Origin of the sequence: Paenibacillus apis (assembly GCF_018333295.1) — a bacterium.
Taxonomy (GTDB): domain Bacteria; phylum Bacillota; class Bacilli; order Paenibacillales; family Paenibacillaceae; genus Fontibacillus; species Fontibacillus antibioticophila.
On the sequence record NZ_BORS01000010.1, the window covers coordinates 92,502 to 110,065 of the forward strand.

Below are 17,564 nucleotides of genomic sequence, written 5' to 3' on the forward strand. Positions count from 1 at the left end.
GCTCCTTTCCGGTTTAATCCTCAATCGCTGCTTTTCGTGAGTTAATTTGGCGAATAACTTCCGGGTCGAACTTCGCCTTGCGAGCATAGGTGTACAGGCCGTTCACTTCCTGCTCGACATCATACAGCTGGGTGTAGCAGAAGCCAAACATCTTCGGATGGTCAAGCAAGGTGTCGGTTAAGCCGCGATAGCGCTCGATGAACTCCTCTTCGGATTTCGGCCGGTCTCCGTATCCCCACGATTTCTCATCCTTTTGATCCGGGTTCCACCAAATGCCCCCGTATTCGCTGACGAAGTAAGGCTGGCCTTTATACTTCTGTCGATCGGAAAACGTCACGAACACCTCTCCGTCCCGCTTCATCGGTTCATATCTGGCCTTGAAGGTTTCCGGATTTTGATCATAATCATGGATATCGAAAATATCTGTTACTACGTGGAAATTGCCGCTGGTATCAATAACCGGACGGGTCGGGTCCATCTGCTTCGATACTTCATATACAATTTTCAATACATCGTTATCCTGTTTCGTACCGTTACGATCCCATGTTTCATTGAACGGGCACCAGCCAATCAATGCGGGATGGTTGAAATCACGCCGCATGCCTTCAAGCCATTCCGGCAGGAAAGAGGAGAGGCCCGCCGGTGTCGTAATATCGAGACCCCAGTTGGCATGTTCTCCCCACACGAGATAGCCCATCCGGTCCGCCCAATACAGGAACCGCGGCTCAAACATTTTCTCATGAAGTCTGGCTCCATTAAAGCCCATCTCCAGCGAGAGCTCAATATCCTTCCGCAAGTCATCATCACTTGGAGCCGTGTAAATTCCGTCCGGATAGAAGCCCTGGTCCAGAACCAGACGCTGGAATACCGATTTGCCGTTAATGCGGACGGCCATACCATCAATCGTTATCGTCCGAAGTCCGAAATAAGCACTCACTCTGTCTTCTGATCCTCCATCATGACGAAGGGTCAGCTCAAGGTTGTACAGGCGGCCGTTGCCAACCTCCCATAAATGAACCTCCGAAAGAGGAAGCGTCAGGAAGGCATAGGTTCCCGTAACCGCTGCAGAGACCTCGCCAACAGCCTTTCCTTCAAAGGAAGCTGCCGCGGTAACTACAGCCCCTGCGCTCCCGCCCTTGATCTCCAGCTCCAGATGAGCACAGGCATTGTCCGGGTCAGCCACTAGCTTCATATTAGACAAATAGGTCTCCGGCACAAATTCCAACCAGACGGTCTGCCAGATTCCAGTGGTTCGTGTATAGTCGCAGCCGTGGGAATAAAATCTTTCGCTCTGCTTCCCCCGCGGCTGACGACCAGAACGGACGTCATCCTCGGCCAGAACGGTAACGATATTCTCACCGGCTGCAAGCTGCTCTGTAATATCGAAGCTGAAGGAGGAATAGCCACCGCGATTTGTCCCCACCGATACGCCATTCATCCAAACCTCTGTCTCGTAATCCACTGCACCGAAGTGCAGAAGGACTCTGCCGCCCGTCCAGGCTTCAGGGACTGTAAAGCCTCTTCTATACCAGACAGCAGCCATAAAATCCTTATACTCCACACCTGACAGCTTGCTCTCGGGGCAGAAAGGCACTGTGATTTCTCCTGCAAGATGATGATCCTTTTTGAAATATCCCCGTTCTTTTCCGCTCTTTCCATGATCCATCTCGAACTGCCATGAACCGTTCAGGTTAAGCCACTCGGACCGTTCCCAATGGGGCGCGGGATGCTCGGGACGAGGCTGCGTCGGGGGAAAATTCGCATTCGATAACTTCATATGTGTGCTCCTTTATTAATCTTTATATATCTTATCGTTGGGAAGCTCTATGGCCGACAGTGTAAAAACAGCCCCCGCCAATACTTAGGAGGGGGCATATAAACAAGGGGGAATTATAGATAGTATAAGGAAGCAAGATTAGCCTTTGATGGATCCGACATATACGCCCTTGACAAAATACTTCTGCAGGAACGGATATACCATCAGAATCGGCAAGGTAGATACGACAATGGCACAATATTTCACCAGCTCACGGAAGGCCGTAGAGCTCTCCGCACTATCGATCACAACACCCCCGGCACTGCCGATCGTTGTTGCTGTTGCATCGTTGGCAACGAGAATTTCCTTCATGAGCAATTGCAGCGGGAACAGGCTGCGGTCCTTCAACAGCACCATCGCATTAAACCAGGAGTTCCAGTTCCCTACGAGATAGTACAAGAAGATAACGGCCAGCGTTGCCTTTGAGAGCGGCAAGATCACTCGGATCAGAATGTTCGCCTGACTCGCTCCGTCAATGGTTGCCGCTTCTTCCAGCTCCAGCGGCAGAGCCTGGAAGCTTGTTCTCATAATGATGATATTCCACGTACTTAACGCTGTTGGCAAAATCATGGACCACAGATTGTTGTAAAGGCCGATGTCCTTCATCATGAGGAACCACGGGATCAAGCCGCCGCCGAAAAACATTGTGATGGTAATCAAGATCATAATGAAGTTCTTGAAATACAGATCACGGCGGGAAAGCACGTATGCCCCCATGATCGTCATCACCATGTTGACGAGCGTTCCCAGGCCCACATACACGATTGTATTTCTATAGCCGATAAGCAAGCTGCTATCCTTAAAGACCAGCTTATATCCATCTAGCGTGAAGCCTAACGGCTTGATCAGCGCACCTTTGTGAGCCACTAACTGCACCGGATCACTTACGGAAGCGAACAAAATATGCAACAACGGATATAAGCAAGCGATCGTCAAGGCAATCAGCAAGATGATATTCGTGACATCGAACACGCGGTCTCCGAAGGTGGCCGGCTTCAGTTTGCTTTTCTTGAATCGAACCTGTTGTAATTGCGACATAGCCATACTCCTTTCTACCAAAGACTAACTTCTGAGGTGCGCTTCGCAACCTTGTTGGTAATCCACAGAAGTCCGAAGTTGATAACCGCACTGAATAATCCTACAGCCGTCGAGAAGCTCAAGCTTGCTTCCCTCAGACCACGACGATACACGTAAGATGCAATAACATCGGCTGTATCGTAAGTCAGAGGGTTATAGAGGAGAATGATCTTCTCATGTCCAGAGGCCATGAGTCCTCCGATCGCGAAGATAAAGAGAATGACAATAGTCGGAGCAATCTGCGGCAGGGTAATATACCACATTTTCTTAATCCGCCCTACACCATCAATGTCAGCAGCCTCGTAAAGTGCAGGATCGATGGTGCTCATCGCAGCGAGATAGATAATACTATTCCAGCCTATACTTTGCCAGATTCCCGAGAAGGTATAGATGGGTCTAAAGAAAGAGGAATACCCGAGCAATGAGGTATACTCTTTACCTGTGATCAATTGAAGAATTTGCGTGATAACCCCTTCATCGGCAGTGAAAATATGAATAATACCGGCTACAACGACAAGGGAGATAAAGTGAGGCATGTACGTAATAGTCTGAACCGTCTTTTTAAACTTGCCGTCACGTATTTCATTCAGCATGAGTGCCAGAATAATTGGTGCAGTAAATCCGAAGACAATGCCCCATACGTTCAAGAGCAAGGTATTCTTAACGACCCGCCAGAAATAAGGTCCGGTAAAGAAATCGACAAAATGCTTCAATCCCACCCAATCACTCTCGGCAAAGCCGAGCAATGGCTTGAAATCCTTAAAGGCGATCATAACGCCCCACATTGGTCCATAGCAGAAAATGAGGTACCAGGCTACAACCGGTAAAACCAACAGATAGGCAAACCAGTTCTTCTTGAAGTCCTTTTGAAGGGTATACTTAAGGTTTTTGGACTTTCGAGCAGGGACGATTTTGTCAATGTTATTGTTGCTTGGTGTAATCTCCATTACCCTATCACCTACTTTTCTTATCCCGAGTCAGAATACAAGGATGACGAGGGGACGATTAGCTGCCGCTGAATCCCCCTCGTCATTGTCCTATGCATAAATCTCAGGCTGAATTGGTATTATCTGTTGTTGTAACGATCCAGTGCTGCCTGGTGGAGGCTAAGAAACTCATCCAGCCCCATCTTCTTCGCTTCAGTCAAGAACTTATCATAGCTCTCAACCGGTAATTCTCCCTTGATAATCTTCGCGAAGTATTCGCCGCGCAGCGTAGACAACTGGTTACCCAGTTCTGCTTCGCGTGAGGCCTCTTCTTGTGTAAATGTAATTGGAGGAATAGCCGGGCTGCTATCCATCTTTTCCGTCCAAAATTGACGAATGTCACCGGAATAGCTTCCTCTTGCCACAATGTTCGGGTTAGAGTTGTGCTCGTCGCGAATATTTGGCCAGCTATGTCTACGATATTTATTAAGCGCAACCGAGATCGGCTGACCATCAGGGTCGTTATACATATAACCGTCTTCAGGGAAATAAGGCTTGCCATTTCCGTCAATCAGATGCACTGTACCGTATTCGCCGTAGTTATAAACTTCCCATCCCTTTTTCGAGAAGGCAAAGTCAAGCCATGCCATTGCAGCTTCAACATCTTTGGCCTGTGTAGTAATCGCCGCTGATGTTCCTACTCTCATAAAGTTTTTATACGTCGTTGCCGATTGATCTCCAGGATTCAGAATCGGGTTCAAGGCACCAACGAAATCAATATTGTTCTGTGTCTTCCAATAGCTCCACATCGTGTCCGGGGAATCCATCATAACCGCAGTATCGCTTGAAACGGCACTTGCCATTCTTTGGTTGAAATCGGCTGTCGCCCAGTCAGGATTTAACAGACCTTCTTTGTTCCACTTTTGCATCGTAGCCAGATATTCCTTGGCCTTCGGTTGTGCCGGGCCCCATTGTACCTTGCCATTCTCATCAAGGAAGGTCCAGTCCCATACGCCATAGGCGCCATTAAGAATACCGGTGAAAATCTGACCATAGTTGGAGCCATAGTTCAATGGATGTTTATAGCCCACTTCCTGACATTTCTTGAGGAAGGCATACCATTCGTCGATCGTATTCGGAACTTCCATGCCTGTCTTGTCAAGCGCTTCCTGCTTGATCAGCAATCCGAACCACATCCACTCCGAATAAGGAGCGATACCGTGGAAGCCTAGCAGTCTCCCACTGTCCGTTACAGTCGTTTTTCTCCGCATATCGTCAGAGTTTCTCCAAGCTGTGTAGTTCGGAGCATTCTTCTCCATCAGATCTGTCAAATCCAGGTAAGCGCCATCATTCACGCCCGCTTCCAGACCACCCGGATAACGGCCCGGATCGATGATGATATCAGGCAGATCGCCGGAGGAGATCATCAAAGTAAAGGAGTCAGCCTCTTGTCCAAGCGGCGGTGTAATGAAGTTTACCTTGATTCCGGTCATCTTCTCCACCATCTTCTGAACGCCATGTGCATTTTGATCCGGAATATCGCTGTTAGCTGGCAGCCATACATCCAGCGTTACATCCCCTTTATAGGGGTAATTGGAATAATCACTCGGAATAACTGTATCGAAAATGTCGCCCAGATAAGTGTCATTCAGCGTTGAGTTCACCTGCTCGATTTGCTCCGCGCTAGGGTTCGCATTGCCGCGGATATCGGCACTGATGTCTGTAAAGGTCGTCTCATTGCCTTTGTTCGTCTCTGTAACATTTGTAGAGTTGTTACTAGCATTGTCCTTCGAAGCATTGTTATCAGCGCTTCCGCCGCAAGCAGTAATCGTTGTCATCAACAACACCGAAATTACTGTCAGGCTAACCATACGTTTCGTGAATTTCTTCATCTTCATCCTCCTTTTTTCTTCTCACAAGATCCAACAGCTAGTTGATACTGCCCTGCAAGAGCCATGTCCCCTTTTCCGTTTGTAATTATTAGATACAAACTAATTATGTGTTTTAATACAATTATTTTGTATCTTTATTAAAAGTATAAGTCATAGCTTTCTCCATGTCAACGCTTTCATTGCGATTATTTAATTAATATTTGGTTTGTTCTATGACAAAATTACATCCCTTCCAATTCTTTTGTAACTATTCTCCTGAAGGGAGATCGAGATTTTGCTCCAATCCTGCAGGAGCGCCAAAATCGGGGCTGCCATCCTCATTCCAGCTGATCTTCTGCATACGCGTGCTGCGTCTGGAGCCATCCGAACGTTTCATCTCGGATTCGGAATAGGAATAGGCATGGTAAACGATCCAATCTTCACGATCATCCGGAGAACCCGTAAAGCTGTTATGTCCCGGTGCATAGACACCCTCATCAGGATTTTTAACAAATACAGGGCCCGGATGCTTCTCCCAAGCTAACGGATCCAGCAAATCGCTGCCTTCAGCAATACTCGTCATTCCCAGACAGTAATCGTCAGACCAGGTGGCGCTTGCAGAAAAGATGAGGAATATCCTTCCATTACGACGTAAAAAGACAGGACCTTCATTGATCGCCATTCCGCCTTGCTTCTCCCAAGGCTCCGTAGGTGCAGAAATCAATGCATTTGTTCCGCTCAGGGTCCAGGGATTCTCCATTTTGGCTGCATAGATTGCGGAGCCATAATCCGGAAAGTGTCCATACCCCGAATAAAAGAAATAAAGCTCTCCTTGATGACTAATCACCGTTCCGTCAAGCCCCGGATATGCTGTATTGACAGTTCCCTTGAATACCCACTCGTCCTTCAGTGGATCCTGTCCCTCAAGCTCAAGGACACAGACTCTGCGCGTATCATCTCCTCCGCCGTCATTAGCCGTATAGTAGATATACCAGCGGCCGTCGATATTGTGAAGCTCCGGCGCCCACAGGTTATGAGAATAAGGTCCGGACGGCTCCGGCGTCCAGACCGTTACCGGCTCTGCTTCGGCCAATCCGGTCATGCTGTTGCTTTTCCAGAGTGCAATTCGGTTCCCCAAGGTTACGGTCAAATAATAGCTGCCATCCCTGTCCTTCACCATCCATGGGTCTGCCCCGTCAGGAAGGATCGGGTTTTGAAATTTACGCTGATCCATCATTGTTGCCTCCTTTACTGATCTCAAGATAGATTGATCTCTCGAATGACCTCAATCGGCACCTTCGGTTTGCGTTCTTCCGTTAACAGGCCGTTGATCTCTTGCTGTACATCCGTAATCTGTGTATAGCAGTAGCCTGCAATGTAATCGGTCTTCTTGATCGCCTCATGCAATCCCCGGAAACGGGAGATAAAGGCTTCTTCGGATGCTTCCTGCTTCCCGTATCCCCAGCCCGTATCGGATTGGAAAGCAATGCCTCCGAATTCACTGATGATAATCGGTTGGCCTTGATAAGAATAACCGTCGGCAAATGCATATTTGAAATGATTAAAGGATCTGTCATTGTTGACAATGGCATCCTTGTCCTCAAATCGCTTCAGCAATCCTTCTCCGGTCTCTACATAGTCATGCAGCGTCAGAATGTCCGAGATGGTATGCTCCCATCCGTCATTGGAAATGACCGGGCGATTAGGATCAAATGCCTTGGTCAAATGATAGACAGATTCGGTAAATTTCTGCTGGCGCTTATCCTTGAAGGTATGCATGACTCCCCAGGATTCATTGAATGGGACCCATGTAATAATGCTCGGATGATTATATTGCTGACGGACAACCTCCATCCACTGGTTCGCAAACTTTTGCACCGCATTATCATTAAATTCAAAGGTCGCTGCCATTTCGGACCACACCAGCAGCCCCTTAACATCGCACCAGTACAGGAACCGGGCATCCTCAACCTTCATATGCTTGCGGACGCCGTTATAACCCAACTGAAGCGTAAGGTCGATATCCTGGATGATCGCATCTTCGGATGGAGGTGTAAGATGGCTCTCGGACCAATATCCCTGATCCAGAATCAAGCGCTGGTAGAGCGGGACATTGTTCAATAGAACCTGACCCTTTTCAATCGAGATTTTCCGCATTCCGAAATAGGAATACACATGGTCGATTACCTCTTCACCCTGATACAGAATAAATTGCACATCATATAAGTTAGGATGGGCCGGGCTCCAATACCAGGATTTCCAAGGCCCGTTCGCCTCGTGAACGAGATCGACATCAAGTTGTAGCCAAGGCCGGTCTATCACCAAGCTTGCCTTCTTCACCTGTTGACCTTTCATGCGAATGATCGTTTCTACCCGGATATTGTTAGCCGTCAGATCCCCGTTCACCTGATATTCGAAACGAACGGAACGCGAATCAAGGTCAGGGGTCATCTTCACCGAATCAAGATGAGCCGGATGAACAGCCTCCAGCCAGACGGACTGCCAGATTCCGGTCGTTTGAACATAGAAGCACTCGAAGTTGTGCTCGACCCAACGCTGCTTTCCCCGAGGCTGTGTGGCATCCATACTATCCTCCACTTTTACTGTCAGACTGTTCTCACCCTCCAGATGAATGTATGGAGTGATATCAAAGGAAAACGCTGCGTAGCCGCCCTCATGATGACCGACGTATTGCCCGTTTACCCATACCTTGGCGATGTAGTCTACCGCTTGAAAATGCAGGATCACTCTCTTTCCTTCGTATTCCTTCGCAAGCTCCAGAGAGCGGTGATACCATACTGCAGGATGATGCTCTTCTCTTCCAATTCCACTGGCCTTGGTCTCGTATGTGAAAGGAACCTGGATGGTCAAATCCCCGCCAAATTGTTCATACCAACGCTCGCTCTCTCCTCTGTTATCATCATCGAACCCGAAGCTCCACGCACCATTTAAATTAGTCCAGGATGGTCTAACGAATTGAGGCCGCGGATAGTCTTTGATATACATCTCCGTTGTCATCCATTCCTACTCCTTTGTTTTGTTTCAATTATTTTGTTTATATACAAAATTCTAAAGGGAGAATGATTTTATGTCAACGCTTTCTTATATTTATTTTGTTTTAATACAAAAAAATAACCCTGGGAGCAATGATCCATCATTGTTTCCCAGGGCCTGCCATTTCAATAAGGTCTGATCCTCAATCGTATTCCAATCTCATAATGATCGCCTGCGCATAATCGCCGAATGATTTGCCGAACAGGTTCAGGCCGCCTTGATGCTTGGCGTCGGGCTTGACGCCGATCTTAAATGTGATAAATGGCTTCTGTTCCAGGCTCAAATCCAGAAGAGTCGTGTCCGAGCATTTCTCTTTATCGACGGTGCTCCGAGTATGATCTGTAGCCCAAGTCTTCAGCAAACCGTGCTGCGTGCTCCCGTCAAACCACCAGGAAGGATTCAGCTTGCCGCGATGATCTCCGAAGTCACCAGGGCTAATCCATGAGCCGATTTCAACATCATTGACCCACACCGTGATCTCTGACGGCCAATCGTTGTTATAGTTCGGCGCTTCAGAGCATAATTCGAGGGAGAACTCCAACGAGCGAACCCGTGCTCCAGCGGGAATCTTCTGAGGAAATCGATATTCAATCCAGCCCTTCCGGAACCAAATCAATTCAGCCGTCCTGCTGTCCGGGTGATAGAAGCTGACCGGGTCATCCTCCGGGAAGACCATGCCGAGTGTGTTGGCCATTCCACAGGTGGGAATGATATCGAAATTGCTGAAATGCCCGATCGGCATTTCTACTTCCTGAACCTTGCCCGGGTGCTGTTCATAGGCGCTTGGATTGAGAACCATGCGCACATCATCGAAGTTTCTGCTGCATACCTTCATAGCCCCTCTTGTTGCAGGCTGAAGCTCGGTAACAATCAGCTCCGCTTCCTCCAGCACTTTTACATTGTTTGCCGCTGTTGAGACCGGAATATCCAGCTTCTCGGCGATCTCCAGAATGTTCAGATTCGGATATTCCAGAAGAAGCTTGATAATACCGATTCTGGTATGCGTGCTTAACGCATGGGCTACTTTCACTAACCTGTCGGGGTCGTTTATGGTAAGGTCGAGCATAATTATTCACCTACTTTTCATTATAAACAAAAAAAATACTTAAATATTTGGTTTATATCCTTTTTTATTGTAACAAAACAATCATAGCACAAAATTTGGAATAGTAAAGAGATGAAAACGTCATTTTGGTAGCGTTTTCGAAAGGAAATGACAAAAAGGCCGACAGAAGTCGGCCAAGTAAATTGCTCACAAAGTGATCATTTTAATTAATATAAAATCAGCTGTATCTCACGGTAATATCCAACGGATAACGCCCGCTGTTTCTTCCATAAAGCGTGACGCCGCCTTCTTCAGCCTGAAGCTCCAGACAGAACGATCTGCTGCGATTGAGCTCCATGAGCAGCTGGACCGGAACTTCCAGCTTGCAGAGGTAGCCGTAGGAACCAGCATCATCGAGCTTGTTCGCCACAGGCTGATAGTGCCAGGACAGAACGCCTCTGGCGTCAGCCGGATCATCCGGCAACTCGAAGGAGCCGACCTGAATGCCGTCAATCAGGATATTCAGACGGGACGGATGCTTGCTTTCATCAGTCATATAGTACGTATTGGTGTTATACTCCACTTGCGCGTCTGCTCCATGCATTGCTCCGATTCCCATATCCGTCGATTTTGAGCCTTCTACGTTACGGGCAAGCACTCGTTTAGCGCCTGCTTCAAGCAGAATCTCAAGCTGGTTAATTAGCGGCTTCGTCTCCGCATCCGGTAATTGAATCTCATACACAAAGCTTCCCTTGCCCGCTCCGCTATGCTTAGCTCCTTGCAGCGAGGACCACTCATGCTGGAAGCTATGCTCTGAATAAGCGCCAGGTGCGACAGCAACCACGCCATTCGTATCGTTGCCGCGAACATCAAAGGCAATAAAGTTGCGCATAACCGGATGGCCTGCAGCGTCAGCCAGTGTTACAGCCAATACAGCGACTGCGTCATGCTTCGGCATCTTGACCTCTAGTACACCAAGGTCGGAGACACCATATCCGTTCCAATCCACTGAAATGCTTCCGCTGCTCTCAACCATAGTAGCGCCGAAACGGTCATAGCGAAGCTCCCACTGCACCTGCATTTGCTGACCATGATGCTGATCCGAGTAGCTGGAACCCAGCAACGGAACCTCTGCCACAGCTTCTGCATCCAGTGTCTGGCTAGGCGGAGCGTCCAGTACGATAAAGTCCGGCGAGTGCAGATCCGAAATTGTCATCCCTGGCACCAGATCACCGTACCCGAAATCCTTTCCCGTTCCATCCAAACGATAATAGCCATTAAATTCATTCGTTACATCCCGGAATTCCGTGAACACAAAGCCGCATAACTTATCATGCTTTCTGAACTCATTCATCATGTAGCGGTAATGCCAAGCCAGATCGCTGTCGCCGCCACCGCCGACGATCCCCCAGACATTGCCGCACTCACTGTTCATAAGCGGCGCATCGGATTGAACATGTCCGCCGATGTAGTTGAACGTGGAGCCTGGATAAGTCTTGGCATCCACCTCGTCCAGGTGCGCACGGACCTGCTCATACCCGTTAATATAGAAATGCCAGGTATTCAGATCACTTTCGACATGGTCATAATTGCACGGCGAATTGTCCTCCACAAGGCGCGTCGGATCGAGCTTTTTCGCCCAAAGATATTGTTCCCGCACCCACGCCTGCGTCTCCGGAAGGTAGCTGCTCTGCTGCTCCGCGCCGCCTGTTACATCCATGGTCGCAGGATCGGTCTTCAGACCCCAGGTTTCATTGAACATAACCCATGAGAAAATCGAAGGATGATTGTAATCCCGGTCGATAATCTCCAGCGCTTCGCTCTCATAAGCCTTGCGTGCCTGTTCATCCGGATTGCCCCAGAAGCAAGGCATATCCTCCATCACCAGAATCCCGAGCTTATCCGCCCAATAGAGCTTGCGAGGCTCCTCCGGCTTAATGTGGATCCGGACAAAGTTAAGACCCAGACGCTTCATCTGGTAAATTTCATCATGCATTTCCTCATCCGTAGGATACGTAAAGAAGCCTGTCTGATGGTAGGACTGATCGAGTGTACCGTTCAGGTAGACCGGTTTGCCATTCAAGGTAATCCAGCGATAACCGCGGTCCCCGAAGCGTGCGGTGCCAATCTCCCGGATGCCAAAGTACGTGCTGACCTCGTCACAGCCGGATGTGCTGCGCAGACGAAGCTTCCCTTCATACAGCTCCGGTGTCTCCGGGGTCCACAATCTCGGATGCTTGACTTCGAATGTCGTCGAGATCCGGTTATCTCCTGACTTCAACTCGACTACAATCTGATGCCGGACCTCTCCATCGGCAAAGTCAAGGCTAAGCTCGGCTTGCCCCGCTTGATCTGCATGGATTACTGCCTCAAGCTCTACTTTTCCATCTATAGAAGTTCTGAACTTGGATTGTCCGAGATATTGAGCAGGCCGTGCCTCAAGCCATACCGTCTGCCAAATCCCCCGGACCTCACCATAACCCTGCTTCCCGCGGGCCTGATAGTTATGATCCTGGTCTTCTGTTCTGATCACGATGAGATTCTCGCCTTCCAGCAGCCACTGACTGGTAATCTCAAATTCGAAGGAACCGTATCCGCCTTGATGCGAGCCAACATGTTCTCCATTCACCCATACATGGCATAAGTAATCCACAGCGCCGAAGCGCAGGAAGATCCGGCTGCCCGACTCGGCAGGAGCCCATGACACTATGCGGCGGTACCAGCCAATTCCCTTTACATCCTTGCCAATGCCCGACAACGGACTTGCCCAGGAGAAAGGCACCTTAATCTCGTCTTCAAAAGGAATGCTGCCGTTCTTGCTCCATTCTTGCTGAATTCCTTCATTATCTGTATCAAAACGGAAGGACCAAGCTCCGTTCAGATTATTCCAGTTCTCTCGCTGCCAATGGGGATGAGGAAATTCAGGACGGGGAATCAGTTCAGTTTCTGCGTTTTGAAGTGTTGTGCTCACGCTATACACGACCTCTCAGCTTATATTTGTGCTTAGTTTAGCACTTATATTGTGATAATACAATATATATTGCGATTTTACAATGAGAACGCTTCATTGTAGAATTAGAGTATTGTTAGATTTATGAAAAGGATGGTTTATGAATGAACGAACCCGTGCAAGACATCATCCGTTATCCAGCTTCACGTATTCTTGATGTGGCCAAGGCGCTGTCCGGGGACCTGCGCGTCCGGATTCTGGAGGCGCTTGGCGATAAATCGATGAGCGTCAGCCAGTTAGCGGAGGCACTTGGAGTGGCACAGCCAACCATTTCCATTAATGTGCAGACCCTGGAGCAGGCAGAACTGGTCACGTCCACGCAGGGCGCCAACAGAGAGAAAATCTGCTCCGTTACCTGCCGCTCGATCCAGCTTGAGCTTCCTGCCAAGCCGGGAGATGGCCTCCATGCTATTGAAGCCATCCACATGCCGATCGGCATGTATTCTCATTGCTCCGTCAGTCCGTCCTGCGGAATGGCGGCGAAGGACGGAGCTGTGATCGGTTCGCAGGATGATCCGCGCGTATTCTATATGCCTGAGCGGATTGACGCATCCCTGCTGTGGTTTGCCGGTACCGGATATATTGAATATTATTTCTCCAACCCGCTTCCTCCCGGTGTAGCACTGGATGAGATCCGCATTCGGGCCGAGCTGTGTTCTGAGGCTCCAGCCTGCAATATGGAGTGGGCGTCCGATATTTCCCTTACGGTTAATGGCCACCATGCGGGAACCTGGACCTGTCCTTCCGACTTCGGCGACCGCAAGGGCAAGCTGACACCGGAGCGCTGGAAGAGCGGTACGGAATACGGTATGCTGACTGAATGGCGCATTACGAACGACGGGAGCTTGGTGAACGGGTTTACTGCGGCGGATACTACAATTGATATGCTTCAGCTGTCCTTTAATCAGCCGATCGCGGTTCGTTTCGAGGTCAGGGAGGACACCGTTAACAAGCACGGCCTGAACCTGTTCGGAAGCCATTTCGGGGATCATCCTCAGGATATCGTATTGGAGTTTATTCGACGTGCAGACCAGGAGTAGATGAAACATTTTCTTCCTTCCTGCGTAGAATGATCAGGTTGCATTTTTAGCCTTTTTTTTGATCTGTCAGCTATGCTGTACATATAAGGGGAGGGATCATGGAATGGATTCTGGTTTTGGCTCGTTCAGCTCTGGCCCGGGGGCAGGCTTTGATTTTATGTTCACACTTGTTCCTGTGCTGATCGGGATTGTATTTGTCATCATCATTATTTCTCTGATAGGCAGCGGAGTCCGCTATGCGAAAAATGCCTCGTCGCCTAAAAACACCCATTACGCCCGGATCGTCTCGAAGCGTATGGATGTCAAGAACACCTCGCATAGTCATGGCAATGACAACATGATGCACAGCACCTCGTCGCGTACGTACTATTACATCACGCTGGAATTCGATAACGGGCACCGTCAAGAATACCTGGATGTGAAAAATCTGTACGGCTTGGTCGCGGAGGGGGATGAAGGGTACGCCGCTGTTCAAGGGGACTGGATCGTCGCCTTCGAGCGGAATGTCAATCAGGGACAGAGCTCTTTCCGATAATCGGTTCATGAAGGCGGGGCTGTCCTATAAGGCCACAAAATGATAACCACCCGTTAGGCGGGTGGTTATTTGTTTTGGGGTATAACCCCTTGTTGCCAAACTGGGACCTGCTAACGGACATTTTGAACCACTAGCCGAATTTTTTGCACATTTTTGGAGGGTAACGGACATTTTCGGCATTTAGGAGGCTCAAATGGGTCTAATTCACGCAACTCACCTATCTAAGCAGCCAAAATGTCCGTTACATTTCTGGATTCATCATAGTAGCCTTTAAGGAGACGTAATGTCCGTTGACCAAGCACTTCCCCTCTGAGCAAATGTATCGATTCCACTGCTTGCATGCTGTCTGCAAGGTGTTCCACCCAACAGTATCGTTGCCCTATTTCAACTACTTGGGATTGACTAACATTAACTGGTTTTCATAGCCTTGAGGAGAGGGTGCCCCTCATATCTGCTACTGCTTTCAGGACACCCCAGCTTTAGGCTTAGTTAAGGGGCAGACCAAGCCGTTTGGCATAATTGCCCCAATGAGGTCGTTGACCGTCCACATCGGTAAATCCATATTCGTCCGATAAATCCCAGCTGGTCAATGCTCTTCCTGCCTTCTCCCGCACCAAAGGGTCTGCGGCAAGCGCCGCCACGGCACGGCCGACGAGAAAAGGGGTCTCGGAGGCAATAAAGTGAGGCTCCTGCTTGGCAGCCTCCTGCCAGTTGTTCTCCGTAACTCCGAAGTGATCGAGCATCTGCTCTGAACGGAGAAAACCCGGCGTGACCGCGAGCGCCGTTACTCCATGGGGACCTAATTCCTCTGCCATAGCCTTTGCAAGGTGGATCGGAGATATTTTAGCCAGACTATAATATAGATTCCCTCTGTAGTTGTAAGTCGATCCATCTGTAATTTCGATTAGCAGACCTTCACGCCTTCTAATCATAAGCGGAGCGGCATAATAGCTGGTGATCAGATGAGCATGGACAGCCCGCTCCTGCATGAGCAGCCCGTCCTGCAGCGGTTGTTCCCAGAACGGTGTATCCCAATGCGTCAGATGTTCACCGCCCCAAATGTCGTTCACCAGTACGTCCAACCTGCCTTCTTGCTCCTGATTCACACGCTCAAACAGTGCCTCTACTTCCGTTTCCAAAGTATGATCTGTTCGAACAGCAATCCCCGTACCTCCCCGCGCCGTAACCATTTCTGCCGTATCCTCAATCGTCTCGCTCCGATTTAAATCCGAAGCACTTCCACGAACGCTCCGCCCAGTGCAGTATACGGTGGCTCCGGCTGCGCCAAGCTCAATAGCGATGGCCCTGCCTGCCCCTCGGGTTGCTCCTGCAACAACAGCCACTTTTCCCTTTAACGGTTGCTCCAAATCCTGTTCCTCCTCAGCAAATAAAATTATTGTTCCTGATCCTCAGTTTATCCTGTAAATAAGACATCCTATGTCTTATAAAGAATGATAAAATGCAAGTGAGATGCTCGAAAGGGGATATAGACATGCGTGCTGACCGTCTGCTAAGTATTATGCTGCTTCTCCAGAATGGCGGAAAATTGACCACCCGCGCCCTGGCAGCCAAGCTGGAGGTGTCGGAAAGAACGATCACCCGGGATATGGATGCCTTAAGCGCTGCAGGTATTCCCATCTATGCCGAGCGAGGACCTCTGGGGGGCTGGCGGCTCACGGAGTCTTACCGGACAACCTTGACCGGGCTGGGCAAAGAAGAGCTCCTCGCCTTACTGGTCAATAGTCAGAGCAAGCTGCTTCATGACCTTGGCATCCTGAAGACACATCAGGAAGCGGCCTATCAGAAAATTGTGGCTTCTTCTCCCGCTCCTTTAAAGCAATATATAGATACCCTGCAGGAGCGGATCCATATCGATGGAGCTCCCTGGCACACGCAAGAGGAGCGTTTTCCCTATTTAAGCCTGCTTCAAGAGGCCATTTGGACACAGCGAAAAATCGAAATGAGCTATAGAAAGACCGACGGAAGCGTCAATGAACGAATTGTCCAGCCGATTGGCCTGGTCGCCAAGGGGAGTGTGTGGTATCTCGTTGCAATGGATGGACAAGAACAAGCCGCCAATGACGATACCATGCGGAGCTTCCGCATCTCCCGTATTCTCGATGTGCAACGATTGGAAGAGGGCTTTGAGCGGCCGGAGAACTTTTCATTGGCCCAATACTGGGAACGCTCCACCGCCGAGTTTAAGGCCAGTCTTCCCTCCTTTCCCGCCCGTATATGCATCACTAAACAGCGGTTGACCCGCTTGAGCAGGAACCGCTATGTCAAAGTAATTCAAACTTTCTCATTACAGGAACAGATGGAAGGCTGGATCACCGCGGAAATCCAGTTCGACACGCTGGAATCAGCCCGCGAACTGCTGCTTGGGTGCGGCAGAGAAGCCAGGGTCATCAGCCCGCAGGAGCTCGCCGAAGCGGTGCAGGCTGAAGCCAAGGCAATAGAGGAGCTATACAATGATAAATAAAGATTAAATCTCGATCTCGGTATCCGGGGCAAGAGGTGCAGATGCTGCAAAATAGGCCTGCAATCTACGATTCATCCAGATGGAGGCGCCAATAAAGAGGACAACCCCCGCCAGCTTCAGCGGCTGCTCCATAAAATCGGTCATATTCGTTCCGATATACGAAACACAAAAGACCATAACGGCCTTGCCAAGCGCAACTGCCACTGCAAAGGACGTTATCTGCATTCGAGTCAGCCCCGCCGCCATATTCACCAGCACGAACGGCCCAACAGGCAGAATGCTGAGAAGAAACACGAAATTAAATCCGTTCTTTTGCGCCCAGTTCATCAGCTTCCGAACCTTTGGCTTATTAGCCCACCGCTGCATATATGGCGTCCCCGCCGCCCAGCGGAAGGACAGAAACGTAATCAGGCAGCCTGACACCAGGCCGATCCACGAATACAAAAAGCCGGCCCACATTCCGTAGATCGCGGCATTCGCACCGACAATCACTAGCGTCGGCAGCGGAGGAATAAAAGACTTCATAAAAGTTAACAGAATCCCCGGGAGCGGGCCCAAGGATCTGAAGGATTCAAGAAAGGCTTCCAGTTGCTGTTCCGTAAAATAATCCATCAGGCTAAGTTCTGTGCCTAACATCGCTTCACACCTCTCTGCACAGGGTCACACAATTATACTATAGAAATCCTGTGTTCCCAGCCAGCAATATCA

The 17,564-nt window shown here is 49.4% G+C and carries 13 protein-coding genes; 3 read left to right on the top strand and 10 right to left on the bottom strand.

Annotated features, from left to right (window positions below):
• Positions 1-13: 13 nt before the first annotated feature.
• The 8 genes from KI362_RS15355 to KI362_RS15390 all read right to left on the bottom strand — a co-directional run bounded on the left by KI362_RS15355 (position 14) and on the right by KI362_RS15390 (position 12,760).
• Positions 14-1,777, bottom strand: coding sequence for a glycoside hydrolase family 2 protein (locus KI362_RS15355; RefSeq protein ID WP_301628338.1), 1,764 nt, complete (start codon positions 1,775-1,777; stop codon positions 14-16).
• 138 nt (positions 1,778-1,915) lie between these two features.
• Complete coding sequence (locus tag KI362_RS15360) at positions 1,916-2,854, bottom strand: carbohydrate ABC transporter permease (RefSeq protein ID WP_044482304.1); 939 nt, start codon at positions 2,852-2,854, stop codon at positions 1,916-1,918.
• 14 nt (positions 2,855-2,868) lie between these two features.
• On the bottom strand, positions 2,869-3,840 hold the full coding sequence (locus KI362_RS15365; protein WP_044482305.1) for an ABC transporter permease: 972 nt from the start codon (positions 3,838-3,840) through the stop codon (positions 2,869-2,871).
• Positions 3,841-3,959: 119 nt separating this feature from the next.
• On the bottom strand, positions 3,960-5,711 hold the full coding sequence (locus KI362_RS15370) for an extracellular solute-binding protein (RefSeq protein WP_044482306.1): 1,752 nt from the start codon (positions 5,709-5,711) through the stop codon (positions 3,960-3,962).
• Positions 5,712-5,958: 247 nt separating this feature from the next.
• On the bottom strand, positions 5,959-6,927 hold the full coding sequence (locus tag KI362_RS15375; RefSeq protein WP_374705673.1) for a glycoside hydrolase family 43 protein: 969 nt from the start codon (positions 6,925-6,927) through the stop codon (positions 5,959-5,961).
• A gap of 20 nt (positions 6,928-6,947) precedes the next feature.
• Positions 6,948-8,708 (bottom strand): glycoside hydrolase family 2 protein, encoded by a 1,761-nt coding sequence (locus KI362_RS15380; protein ID WP_301628344.1) that lies wholly within the window; start codon positions 8,706-8,708, stop codon positions 6,948-6,950.
• Positions 8,709-8,886: 178 nt separating this feature from the next.
• The gene (locus KI362_RS15385; protein WP_044482309.1) at positions 8,887-9,810 is read right to left on the bottom strand and encodes an ArsR/SmtB family transcription factor; all 924 of its coding nucleotides are present in this window, start codon (positions 9,808-9,810) and stop codon (positions 8,887-8,889) included.
• A 217-nt stretch (positions 9,811-10,027) separates the two neighbouring features.
• Positions 10,028-12,760 (bottom strand): glycoside hydrolase family 2 protein, encoded by a 2,733-nt coding sequence (locus KI362_RS15390; protein ID WP_301628347.1) that lies wholly within the window; start codon positions 12,758-12,760, stop codon positions 10,028-10,030.
• A gap of 143 nt (positions 12,761-12,903) precedes the next feature.
• Here KI362_RS15390 and KI362_RS15395 point away from each other — a divergent pair, with 143 nt between their 5' ends.
• Positions 12,904-13,839, top strand: a complete 936-nt coding sequence (locus tag KI362_RS15395; protein WP_301628349.1) for an ArsR/SmtB family transcription factor — start codon at positions 12,904-12,906, stop codon at positions 13,837-13,839.
• Between the two features lie 103 nt (positions 13,840-13,942).
• A complete protein-coding gene (locus KI362_RS15400; protein WP_044482312.1) occupies positions 13,943-14,374 on the top strand; it encodes a DUF2500 domain-containing protein in 432 nt (143 codons plus the stop codon).
• Between the two features lie 485 nt (positions 14,375-14,859).
• Here the strand turns inward: KI362_RS15400 and KI362_RS15405 are convergent, their stop codons facing one another.
• Positions 14,860-15,741: an SDR family oxidoreductase gene (locus KI362_RS15405; RefSeq protein ID WP_301628351.1), complete on the bottom strand. Its 882-nt coding sequence runs from the start codon at positions 15,739-15,741 to the stop codon at positions 14,860-14,862.
• A gap of 125 nt (positions 15,742-15,866) precedes the next feature.
• Between KI362_RS15405 and KI362_RS15410 the strand changes: the two genes are divergently transcribed.
• Positions 15,867-16,856, top strand: a complete 990-nt coding sequence (locus KI362_RS15410; RefSeq protein WP_301628353.1) for a helix-turn-helix transcriptional regulator — start codon at positions 15,867-15,869, stop codon at positions 16,854-16,856.
• Between the two features lie 3 nt (positions 16,857-16,859).
• Here KI362_RS15410 and KI362_RS15415 read toward each other — a convergent pair whose 3' ends face one another.
• Positions 16,860-17,468 carry a TVP38/TMEM64 family protein gene (locus KI362_RS15415; protein ID WP_301628355.1) on the bottom strand — a complete coding sequence of 203 codons (609 nt, stop codon included), beginning with the start codon at positions 17,466-17,468 and terminating at the stop codon, positions 16,860-16,862.
• Positions 17,469-17,564: the final 96 nt, after the last annotated feature.